Consider the following 12,234-nt stretch of genomic DNA (forward strand, 5'->3'; position numbering starts at 1 on the left):
CGGACAAAATAAAGCAACCAGAACAGATTCTTGTTCAAAGCTACTGGATTGCTTCGCTAGCGCTCGCAATGACGAGACTCCGAATTCTAATCCTGTTCAAAGCTTAAATAAGGCTAACGTATCTGCCTTTGAACACAAAAATGCTTCCTCTTGACTACCTGCCGTGCTTTATGCACGGCATCCACAATCTTGCATTATAAAAGCAAGCGTTGGACTCCACGCATAAAGCGCGGCATGTAGACTTTTTTATAGCTTTAAGATGCGTTTATCCTGATCTTTATCAAAGAAATAAATTAATTTTTTTGCTTTTTTTTGACTGTCTTCAGAGGAGAGTAAATCGTTATTCGGTAAAATCGCATAAATTACCCTACTGCTCAATTTATAATCCGCATTACAACCAAGTCTAAAAAAACAGCGGAGAATTATACTAAAAAAATAAAGAAAATAAGACTTTTTTTAAAAAATATTTTTTTAATTATTTTCAGGATGCCTGGCAAAAAAATGCCATGCCCAAACCGAGGAAAACCATTTTAAGTTCGACACAGAAGTAATGGAGATAACTCGCTGACATACAATGAAGTCCCTGACTATTTATTTAAAGCCCTATTAATGGTATTTTTATGGAAAAATTTTATAAAAATTTCGCATGAAGCAACTAACAGAACTCAATTCCTGGATTGAATTAGAAAATCATCTTCAATCTATACGCCTGAAAACCATTGGTGATTTAAAACAATCTGCAGCAAGGAATAGCACCCTTTCTGCATCAACCTCCCATATTCACCTTGATTTTAGCAATCAACGTTTAAACGCCACCACGTTAGAGCTGCTAGTGCATTTAGCTGAAGAATGCGATTTAAAAAATAAAATTGACGCATTAATGCAAGGGGGGTTAGTCAATAATAGTGAGAACAGGCCTGCACTCCATACGGCCTTGCGGACTATGGAGAATACGCCTATCCATGTCAATAATCAGGATATCATGCCTGATATTTTCGCTACGCGAGAAAAAATTAAAACTATTTCGAATGCTATCAGAAATGGGGAGTGGGTAGGCTTCTCAGGCAAGCCAATCACGGATATCGTAAACATTGGCATGGGCGGCTCCGATTTAGGCCCACGTTTTTCTATTCATGCGTTAGCTAATCTTGCCGCAAAACATTTACGCTATCATTTTGTCTCTGATGTTGACCCTTATGCCTTAGACAATGTTATCCAACATCTAAAACCCGAAACAACACTATTTATTGTTTCTTCCAAATCATTCACCACCAAAGAAACGTTATACAATGCTAAAAAAGCATTGGCCTGGGTTAACCACCCAACCCAGATTGACAAACATTTTATTGCGGTGACTGCTAATGTGACCAAAGCAAAAGAAAGCGGATTTGGCCATGTGTTGCCCATTTGGGAGTGGGTCGGTGGCCGCTATTCGCTTTGCTCGGCCATCAGCTTAATAACTGCCATTGCCATTGGTTATGATCAGTTTTCACAAATTCTTGCCGGTGCTCATAGCATGGACAAGCATTTTCGAGACACTGCTTTTTCTGCGAATTTACCGGTTCTTTTAGGATTAACAGGTATTTGGAATAATAATTTTTTGCATATTCATAATTTGTTAATTCTTGTCTACACCCAACAACTTGACTATTTTGTCCCCTATATCCAGCAACTTGACATGGAAAGTAATGGTAAATCTATCGACAAACATGGACGAGCAGTCAACCATGCCACAGGACCCATTGTTTGGGGAGGTTTAGGTAACCAGGCCCAACACAGTTATTACCAGTTGCTTTGCCAGGGTACACATCAAGTTGCCGCAGACTTTGTTACCGTGAAATCTTTTAACAGCGAATTGATTAACGCCATGTCAGAAGCCAAAAGACAGATATTGGCCCATGGCGTACATGAACCAGAGAATCCCAATGGCTATATCCCTGGTAATAAACCAGTCAATCATATTCAATTAGCGGATTGTTCCCCTTTCACTCTAGGGCAGCTCATCGCGCTTTATGAACACAAAATTTATGCTCAAAGTGTTATCTGGAATATTAATGCCTTTGATCAACCTGGTGTTGAAAGTGCAAAAAAACAGGGGCTCCCTGCTGTTGTAGTATGATAAATTCCATTCAATACCTTAGGGCTCTGGCAGCATGGATGGTTGTCTTACACCATTTTGTACAACTTTATTTTGGCTCTGCAGCCTCAAATTGGATAGCACGATTTTTTTTAAATTATGGCGCCTACGGGGTGGATCTCTTTTTTATAATTAGTGGTTTTGTTATCTATCATTCTACTTCCGGAAAGACAGTTCATTTTAAGCAATTTATAGTGCAGCGACTGGCTCGCTTAGCCCCCGCTTATTGGTTCTATACTCTCCTTATTACGACTCTGGTGGTTAATTATAAGAATTTAATCCCACTAACCGCTTTTGAGCCCGTGTTTCTTTTAAAAAGTCTTCTATTTTTACCCGCAAAAAATCCTTCCGGTATAGGATTTTTTCCCCTGCTGACTATAGGATGGACATTAAATTACGAGATGGTTTTCTATTTAATGTTTGCACTTAGTCTCTTCTTTCCCTTTAAATTTCGCTTACTAACCACCACCGTTGGTCTTTTGCTATTAATCCTTGTGACACCCAAAATAGGTCATGATTTTTTATTCTATTCCAATAAAATTATTTTTGAATTCTTGTTGGGTATGGGGATTTATAGCTTATGGAAACGAGGGTGGATACAAAAAACTCATTATTCCATGGCGATTATTTTCATTATAGGAGCCTTGCTACTATTTAGTTTTGAGCCGCCCATTGGGCATCACTATCTACGAAGTGGTGTGCCTTGTGCTTTTATTTTTACTGCAGTCCTTTCGCTAAATCATCGACTTAATAGTTCGTGGATAATAAACCTTGGCAATTGGTCTTACTCCACTTATTTATGTCATCTATTGATATTAGCCCTTTTGCGGCCGATTTCGATGTCTTTGCATCTACCCAACTTTTTTATAATCTGCCTTATATTTCCTCTTATCCTGGTTCTTTCCTACATTAGTTATACTTTTATTGAAAAACCAGTCCAAAATTACGTTAAATCATTTCGAAAGCAAAAAGAGACAACTTCAACATCAGAGGGATTAGCATCGCTCTGAACGGGTAAGCTTTATAGAGGTTACTTGGAGATCAACTATGTCTAAAAAATGTTTTTTTAACAAAGTTGATCTCCCCGGACAAAGCGTGACCGTGTGGGATTCTTCACTCTGTTCAGAATGACGTGTGTTGGTTTTTTTACATCCCGTCATCCAGAATGCGGCAAAGCCGCATGAAGGATCTTCTGCAAGCAGAACCGATCCATATCGAAGAGATTCTTCACTTCGTTCAGAATGACGTTTTCATTACGTCATCCTGAACGCAGCGCAAACTGCTTGAAGGATCTCATAGGTCTTGGTGACTCCTTCGTCACTCCCAATGACATACGTCATGTCGAACGAAGTGAGACATCTCCATGATGCCAGGAGATCCCTTACTTCGTTCGGGAGGACATAAGTCTTTCCTGATGTTTGCCCCAAAGGGGCTAGGGCGCTCAGGATGAAGATATTTGTAGCCTGCGGGCCCACAAGGCCGAAACACGGGTTTCACTCCATTTCATCCAGAATACGGAATAGTTCTCATCTGATTTTCTTAGCGGGTGCCACCGAGGATCGCATTCTCAGTGTTTTCTTAAAATTGGACAGTCGTAAGTAATAAAATTTTCGCAACAGAAAAGCCAAAATGTTTTTAGGATAGCCACACCCCCCTTTGATCATAGCCAATGTGGTTACCAGGCAATTGGTATATAGCTCCTTTCGTAATGCTGGATAGGCATCAAAATATTGCGACAAGTCGTTAAAATAAATAGTATAAGCCTTCTGTCTTCCTGCTTTGCTTGCTAAATAAGCCCCGCCAGTTGGATTACAACGGTATTTAACCAATATTTCATTGATATAAGCCCCTTTCCCTTCCGGAATTAGAGAATCCATGGCAAAAAACCATTCCATAAAATCCCGTTTTGGATCCATTACCTTGCGAGCAGAACGCCGATAAGCATAAGAACTGTGTACCGCAACTGTGCCCCAGAGCGCCAAGTCCTTTACATCAAAATACAAAATATCAGCATTAGACACAGGCACACCCGTTTCTGCCTGATAACTTAGGTCATCGGAAAAATAAAGGGCACGATGAAAAACCAAATTCACCGATTCATCTTTAAATAAATCAAATTGTTTCTGTAGCTTGCCGGGTAACATGATATCATCACCGTCTAGGTGAAAAACAATATCACCCGTAGCCATTTTATGCGATTCGATGTAATTTCTTCCTGCGCCAATATTTTTATCGCGTGAGAGTTTTGTAATTTTTTCAGGGTATAGTGAGTGGTAATGGGCAATAATTTCCTGAGTACCATCGCTAGAGCAATCGTCAGAAATTAAAATATTAAAATCAAAGTCCGTTTGTTGATTTAGAACACTCTCCAGCGCCTCAGCAATATAATTTTTTTGATTATAACAAGATACAACGACCGTAGCAGTTCGCATAATTACATTTCCATTACTAATGTGGCGCGTTTATTTCTAAAAAAATAATAAAACAGTGTCAATACCATTACGCAATATAAAAAAGCAGTGCCTACATAGGACAGTATGACTGCCGATAAAGAAGCAGAATAGTGTAATTCTATGGTGCATAAGAGAATAAACAATGCACCCTGCAAAATTTCACCTAGGATATAAAGTTTAGTCGCAGCCTTTGCCACCACCACAAAACCAACGACCCAACCAATCACGCGAAAAAAATCACCCAGCATCTGCCATAAAAACAAGTGGTTAATCGCTAAAAATTTATCCGTATAAACGAGGGTAATAATAAGGTTTTTACAGTAAAAGAAGAAAATCATCATGGCAAGAAATAGGCCACCAATAAAAAGAATCATCTTATTCACTTCACGGACAAGGCTTTGATTATCTTGTTTGGGCGAAACAATAGGTACAAAATAGAAGGATAAAAAAAGCGAGTAGAAGCTTAAATAAGCCGCCGAAAGCTTAGTAATGGCCTGCCAGAAACCCGCCGTTTCTATTCCCATTAAGTGAATAATTTTATTACGAATATACATTTCCACAATAGGAAAACAAACGGTACTAAAAAGAAGCATGAGGCTAAACTTGCTGAGCAGCACGCTATCTTGCTTCACCGAATCAAAACGTAAGTAGCGCCAAAACCGTTTTGAGAGCGCATAGTAGATTACTGGAATGAAAGGACAAAGAATAGGAGCCGTTATCGCAACAATAGCCCCTAAAAATCCATAACGAGGTATCAGATAACTCGCAAGGATTGCTGCTAAAAGATTCCCTACAATCACTAAAACGGCATACGCTGTATTGTTTCGAAAACCATTGGTAAGCCCGTAAGCATAGTTATTAAAAGAGATGAAAATCTGCGCTAGCAAGAAAAAATAAATATAACCACGGTAATCTTGATTTAAAAAAACATAAGCTGTTAATTGTTTACTGAATAATAACCCCAGTAATAAGGTCAATAATGCGCAGAATGTTGTGAAAAGAAAGGCACTTCCTGCAAAGCGAAATTGCCTGTAAAGTGAGCCTGTATATTCGGAAATATATTTAATAATACCAGCACTAATACCGCCTCCCGCCAAAGTCGCAGCAATCGTTACCAGCGTCATAAAATTACCCAGTAAACCTAATCCTTCTGGACCCTGGGTCATCGCAATCTGTTTAATGATGTATAAATTAACCAGGAGGCGGCTTAAGTGGGAAAACGCCGTAAGCATGGCAACTTTTAATTGCTGCACTAAAGCTCCTCAAGGCAACTAATAGCTTCTTTGATAACTAATTCAGCATCCATGTGTGATAAGTTATACCAAAGTGGCAAGCGTACCAATTTTTCGCTTTCAGTCGTTGTATATTCATCTTTCCCTGAGAATCGACCATATTTTAAGCCTGCAGGACTTGAGTGAAGTGGCACATAATGAAATGGCGTTTGCACATTGCGAGCTTGCATATTACTGATGAACGCCTCCCGTTTTGCCAATGTATCCAACTTTAAGTAATACATGTGCGCATTGTGCGTACAATCAGAAGGTACCTGCGGCCGCTGTATAACTTCCCCTATTGACTCAAATGCTTCATGGTACTGATGCCAAAGCGTTAAACGTTTTTCGTTAATTTGCTCAGCTGCTTCAAGCTGTGCTAATAAATAGGCAGCTTGCAGCTCACTCGGCAAGAAACTGGAACCAATATCCCGCCAGGTATATTTATCGACCTGACCTCTTAAGAATTGGGAGCGATTGGTCCCTTTTTCGCGAATTATTTCTGCACGCTCAACAAAGCGCTCATCATTAATTAATAAAGCACCACCCTCACCGCCTGAAGTATAGTTTTTTGTTTCATGAAAGCTAAAACAGCCCAGATGACCAATGGAACCTAGTGGTTTATCTTTATAAGTAGCCATTACCCCTTGGGCAGCATCTTCAATGACATAGAGATTATAACGATTAGCCAGCGCCATAATTGCATCCATTTCACAGGCAACACCTGCATAATGAACAGGTACGATCGCCTTTGTTTTTTCGGTAATGGCGGCTTCTATTTTTTGCTCATCAATATTCATGGTATCCGGACGAATATCAACAAAAACAATTGTTGCCCCACGTAAAACGAAGGCATTGGCCGTACTGACAAAGGTATAACTGGGCATGATAACTTCATCGCCTGGTTGAATATCAATCAACATCGCTGCCATTTCTAACGCTGCCGTGCAGGAGGGAGTAAGCAGTGCCTTTTTTACAGCCCCAGGTTGTGCCAACCAGGCTTCGCAACGTTTGGCATAACTCCCGTCACCGCATAGTTTGGCATTCGAATTAATGATTTCAGAGATATAAGTGAGCTCAGTGCCGAAATGGGGTGGTTTATTAAAATAAATCATGTGGGTGTTTATCCTGTTAATACTTCCGACTTGGCTTTTGAACCGTAAAGAAGCGCGTTGAATGGATTTTTTGTTAAAAGTGAAAGTAAATAATTACCATAATTACTTTTATTTAAGGACATTCCTATCTCATAAAGTTCACTATCAGACAACCAGCCATTGTTGAAGGCAATTTCTTCGGGACATGCAATCTTTAATCCTTGACGATGTTCAATCGTTTGCACAAACATGCTGGCCTCCAGAAGACTTTCATGGTTTCCTGTATCCAACCATGCAAATCCTCGACCTAATAATTCTACATTTAATTGACCAGCCTCGAGGTAAGCCTGATTAACACAGGTGATTTCTAGTTCGTTTCGATAGGAAGGTTTAATTTGTTTGGCAATATCAATGACCTGATTGTCATAAAAGTACAAGCCAGTGACTGCAAAATTAGAACGGGGTTTGGCAGGTTTCTCTTCAATCGAAACCGCACGTAAATTGCTATCAAACTCCACCACACCGAAGCGTTCAGGATCTTTTACCTGGTACCCGAATACAGTCGCTCCTGTCCTTCGACTTGCAACTTCCTGTAATTTAGGTCTAAATCCTTGACCATAAAAAATGTTATCACCTAATACCAGGCAGACAGAATCAGTTCCAATGAAAGATTCCCCAATTAAAAAGGCTTGCGCCAAACCTTCAGGTTTCGCTTGTTCTTCATAACTAAGATTAATTCCAAATTGTTTGCCATCGCCTAAGAGGCGCATGAATGCCGCTTTATCCTCGGGCGTGGTTATGACTAGAATGTCGCGGATTCCCGCCAGCATTAACACAGACAGCGGATAATAAATCATCGGCTTATCATAAATAGGTAATAACTGTTTTGAGACACCTTTGGTAATGGGGTATAACCTGCTACCCGTTCCGCCCGCTAAGATAATACCTTTCATAGGCATAACTCCCTAGAGGTATTAAAATGATGATTACGATAAGATCCGTCTTTAATATGTTGACACCACGTTTTGTTATTAAGATACCATTCGACTGTTTCTTGAAGCCCACTCGTAAAGTTTCGTTCAGGCACCCAACCTAATTCCAGCTGTATTTTAGAGGCGTCAATCGCATAACGTCTGTCATGTCCAGGCCTATCTTTGACATAAGTGATCAAATTGTGAAATGGCTTGTTATTGTTATTAGTAGAAGGAGCCAATACCTGCAAAATATCACAAATCGCCCTTACCACTTCCAGATTAGTTTTTTCATTATGTCCGCCGATATTATAGGTCTCCCCGACTCTACCTTTGGTCAGCACGCAATATAAAGCACGAACATGATCATCAACATAGAGCCAATCGCGAATTTGGCTGCCATCGCCATAAACAGGCAAAGGCTCCCCTGCCAGGGCTTTTAATATCATGAGGGGAATAAGCTTTTCTGGAAACTGGTAGGGTCCGTAATTATTGGAACAATTTGTAATTAACGTCGGTAACCCATAAGTTCGTTGCCAGGCACGCACTAAATGATCAGAACTAGCTTTGCTTGCAGAATAAGGGGAGCTTGGAGAATACGACGTTTCTTCGGTGAAAAAAGCATTGGTATCGCCTAAATCGCCATAGACCTCATCCGTAGAAATATGATGAAAACGAAAAGACTGCTGTTGTTTTGTATCAAGGTTGCCCCAATAGCTTCTTGCTGCTTCAAGCAATGTATAGGTGCCAATAATGTTGGTTTGGATAAAGTCAGCCGCACAGTCAATCGAACGGTCAACATGACTTTCAGCTGCCAAATGCATCACAGCATCAGGACGAAACTCATTAAAGAGGCGCTGCATCGTCTGGATATCACAAATATCAGCCTGTACAAAGCTATAGCGAGGATGATTACTGACCGTTTGTAATGACTCTAAATTACCTGCATAGGTTAATTTATCGAGGTTAAGAACCACATGATCTGTCGTATTAATGAGATAGCGAACTAATGCCGAACCTATAAAACCGGCACCACCGGTAATTATAATTTTCATATTGGAACCATCAATTGAAGATAGCTATGGAGTCCAGGTTTTTCACTAGACAAGAGCATATCTTAAAAGCCACGTGCGGCCATTTTACCCTTCCCGCAGGTAATTTGAAAGGCAATAACCTATTTTGTGATTTTATAGGTGAGTTCTCAGCCAAGCCAACAATGTAGCGTAACGTAAGAAGCTGCGTTATAAAATCCAAGCGAAGTAAATACTCTGCCAACAGAATAATTGGTAGTTAAGGCATTATGCTCAATCCAATCGAGTTCTAACGTTTTCCCCCACAAAAGGCCGGCTTTATTTAATAATTTAAAGATTCCTTGATTACGGTAAACAGCAGATACTGCCCCTATACCTCCTTTTGCATATTTTTTATCAACCTCATTAACCAATTTAAAAGTTAAAAAGCCTGCAATATCATTGCCTGAAGCAATAACTAGAAATTTATCTGCAAAATCGGGATGGGTAAAACTATTTACCGCCCAGTCTTCATAAATTTCATCCACTTTGGTTTGGTCAAGCTGTGGATTATTTGCATAATGGCCATAGCCTTTGAAAGAATGCTTTGCCAGTTTTGCTATTAAAGGTAAGTCCGCTTCAACTGCTTCCCGAAGCTCAAGATTCTCAGGCATTTCCATGGAGTCGAATGTGAGACGATTTAAATCAAACCGATAGGTCAATTGTGTATCTTTCAATTGAAATCCCAGGTTTTCCAATTGATTTATAAGCGCAATATTTTCCGTCGGCAATCGAGTGATGACTAATTTTATATTATCATTACGAAGTTGTTTAACAAATTCTGCAGGACTTGATTCCCATTTATCAACTTTGGCGACATTAAAACCAAAGCGTCTTTTATCGATTTCACTGAGGAACTTACTCATAATACTACCTGTTAAAATAGAAGAAATATCTTTTATTGAGAATTTTTTACGCGTTGTGGGTGGGCATTATTCAATAATTTCTCATATTCGTCTACAACCAAAGTACCAAATTTATTGCTATCGAATTCATTTACTGCTCTTTTTTGCGCGTTTTGACCCATTTTCTTGCGAAGTTTGTCATCAGAAACTAGTTTTTCTAATGCAGCGGTTAATTGCTCAACATTTCGCGGCTCTACTAAGAGTCCTGTTTCACCATCTACAATAGCATCGGTAAGGCCATAGATATTGGTCCCCACTGTAGGCACCCCCATCGCTGCTGCTTCAATGACAACGGTGCCGAAACCTTCGCGATAGCTAGGGAGACATAAAATATCTGCGATTGCTATAAAATTTTCCGGTTCTGAACAAAAACCTGGGAAAATAATTTTATCACCTGCACACTGCAGAGCTAATGCCCTGATCTCTTGTTCAATATCTTGTTCAAAAGGGCCTATAACAAGCAATGATATTTCATTTCTATTTTTTATTATTTCACCAAAAGCTTTTATAAGCTCAAAAATGCCCTTATCTTTAGTTATTCGTCCTACAAATAACAAGACTAAATCATTCTGATTGACCTTAACCGAATTCCGTATTTGTTTTCTATCTGCTTCAGTATAATTATTGGGGTTAAACCTTGCTATATTAACTCCTGCCAAAGAACCAATGCCTAAAACAGAGATCTTTCTAGAATTAATTACTTTATTTTGAATAAGGAAGCTGCATTGACTTGGACTATCAGCATAACAGTGGGTATTTAGCATCCCGATGAGTTTATCACAAGTTTTAACTATTAATTTTTTAAACCCTGACATAGTTACCCAAGTTTGACCTGTAAAAGTGTGTAATCTAATAGGCACACTCGAGATTTTTGCCGCAATTGCACATAAAAGCCCTGCTTTTGGTGTATTCGAATGAACAATGTCAAATTTTTGAGAACGAAAAATCCTGATTAATTTAATTAAAGAGATAAAATCTGAAAATAAGCTAATTTCTCGGGTAATTCGAATGGGCTTAAATTTACATGGCTTTATATCTATCGTATTCAGTAATTCATCCGGACTAGTAATAATAGTTACATCAGCACCTGTACTCCCGATAGCCTCCAGTTGCGTGCGAAGTTGTGTTAATACAAATAACGGAATCGTTGAAACTCGTGCTATTCGAGCTAATTTAATTTTCTCACCCATTACTCTCTCTCGCTAGAAAAGAGCTACTCACAGACCTGACAAATTTTGAGAATAGCGTAGCATATAAATAATAATTGTTGTTAACTTCTATATTACCTTAATATTCCCTGAACAATTGCATAATATAGAATCGAGGTGAATAAAAAAAGTAAATAAACGCCTCGAAAGACTAAATTTGATTTTGGGAGCAAAAGCACTGAAAAAACCGCGCTTAACACACAAAGATATACCCAGGCAGGCAAAAGATACCGATCCGCAAATGATGCAAACCCAAAGATAAAAAAGGGAATTGTTAAAATCCAATAAATCTTTAGAAATTGCATGAATTTTTTTTTATTTTCTCCAACTAATAAATATTTTGCGATAATAAAAAAAATTAACCCTGATATTAAAGTAAAGCTAGTAAAATCTATACGATTACCAGAATTATATCCTGCTGTTAAACCATAACTGTAAATTTTTTCGTAAAGATTAATAGGACTATATTGTGAAAAGAGAAAAATAGCTTTTTTAGTGATGCCTGAAGCATACAAAAAAGCAAGGATAAATACAGTCCTTGAAACAAAAGAATATGAAAAAAAAAGTAATCCAGAAAGTCCAATATATACTACGGTTGTTTTATGAAATCCTAGAGCAAATAATCCAACTAGTACAAGTTTTAAGAAACCAGCTCGATTTAACAACAATAAATAAAAAAGAAGCAACGCTAAAATGGCCACACCATGACGTATTACATTAACTTGTATTGCATAGAAAAAAGGAGAAAAACTGGAGAAAATGATAAGTAGTAAAAAAATAATATGGGTATTTTTTAACTTTAAGAAGCTATTAATTTGAATAGCAAGCAATAACAAAATTGAGTAGTTAATAATGGCAAGAGCTGTAAAAAAGAATTCAGTTGACGAAAAACATTGAGCAAAGCAGTTTGCAAATAATGCAAATAGAAATTCGTAATTATATGAATTGATGCCTAATGATAAACTTTGATAAGAAATAACATAACTAATAGTATCGCTACCCACAAACAAAGGTCGACACCCAGTAGCCAGAGCCAAAATTGTTAGAATAGGCAAAATTAAGGGAATAGACCATAAAGAAGATAATTGTATTCTTAAACTAGAATCTTCATTTGTCATTTCACTC

At 38.5% G+C, this 12,234-nt stretch carries 10 protein-coding genes; 2 read left to right on the forward strand and 8 right to left on the reverse strand.

Annotated features, from left to right (window positions below):
* The first annotated feature begins 646 nt into the window (after positions 1-646).
* Entirely contained in the window at positions 647-2,119 is a 1,473-nt protein-coding gene (gene pgi / locus Ljam_RS04990) for a glucose-6-phosphate isomerase (protein ID WP_058449028.1), read from the forward strand.
* Positions 2,116-3,147 (forward strand): acyltransferase family protein, encoded by a 1,032-nt coding sequence (locus Ljam_RS04995; protein ID WP_058449029.1) that lies wholly within the window; start codon positions 2,116-2,118, stop codon positions 3,145-3,147. The genes pgi and Ljam_RS04995 overlap by 4 nt, the downstream gene beginning before the upstream one ends.
* Positions 3,148-3,663: 516 nt before the next feature.
* On the opposite strand, the gene Ljam_RS05005 is transcribed toward Ljam_RS04995, so the two are convergent.
* The 8 genes from Ljam_RS05005 to Ljam_RS05040 all read right to left on the reverse strand — a co-directional run bounded on the left by Ljam_RS05005 (position 3,664) and on the right by Ljam_RS05040 (position 12,227).
* Entirely contained in the window at positions 3,664-4,569 is a 906-nt protein-coding gene (locus Ljam_RS05005) for a glycosyltransferase (RefSeq protein ID WP_058449031.1), read from the reverse strand.
* A 2-nt stretch (positions 4,570-4,571) separates the two neighbouring features.
* Positions 4,572-5,843 (reverse strand): O-antigen translocase, encoded by a 1,272-nt coding sequence (locus Ljam_RS05010; protein ID WP_058449032.1) that lies wholly within the window; start codon positions 5,841-5,843, stop codon positions 4,572-4,574.
* Positions 5,843-6,976, reverse strand: a complete 1,134-nt coding sequence (rffA, locus tag Ljam_RS05015) for a dTDP-4-amino-4,6-dideoxygalactose transaminase (protein WP_058449033.1) — start codon at positions 6,974-6,976, stop codon at positions 5,843-5,845. Before rffA ends, Ljam_RS05010 begins: the two co-directional genes overlap by 1 nt.
* Before the next feature lie 8 nt (positions 6,977-6,984).
* Complete coding sequence (rfbA, locus tag Ljam_RS05020) at positions 6,985-7,908, reverse strand: glucose-1-phosphate thymidylyltransferase RfbA (RefSeq protein ID WP_058449034.1); 924 nt, start codon at positions 7,906-7,908, stop codon at positions 6,985-6,987.
* Positions 7,905-8,981: a dTDP-glucose 4,6-dehydratase gene (gene rfbB / locus Ljam_RS05025; RefSeq protein WP_058449035.1), complete on the reverse strand. Its 1,077-nt coding sequence runs from the start codon at positions 8,979-8,981 to the stop codon at positions 7,905-7,907. Before rfbB ends, rfbA begins: the two co-directional genes overlap by 4 nt.
* A gap of 146 nt (positions 8,982-9,127) precedes the next feature.
* On the reverse strand, positions 9,128-9,862 hold the full coding sequence (locus tag Ljam_RS05030; protein ID WP_058449036.1) for a hypothetical protein: 735 nt from the start codon (positions 9,860-9,862) through the stop codon (positions 9,128-9,130).
* A gap of 32 nt (positions 9,863-9,894) precedes the next feature.
* Entirely contained in the window at positions 9,895-11,091 is a 1,197-nt protein-coding gene (locus Ljam_RS05035) for a glycosyltransferase family 4 protein (RefSeq protein WP_058449037.1), read from the reverse strand.
* A gap of 92 nt (positions 11,092-11,183) precedes the next feature.
* Positions 11,184-12,227: an EpsG family protein gene (locus Ljam_RS05040; RefSeq protein WP_162262913.1), complete on the reverse strand. Its 1,044-nt coding sequence runs from the start codon at positions 12,225-12,227 to the stop codon at positions 11,184-11,186.
* Positions 12,228-12,234 lie beyond the last annotated feature (7 nt).

The sequence above is a fragment of the Legionella jamestowniensis genome (genome assembly GCF_001467745.1).
GTDB classification, from domain to species: Bacteria; Pseudomonadota; Gammaproteobacteria; order Legionellales; family Legionellaceae; genus Tatlockia; species Tatlockia jamestowniensis.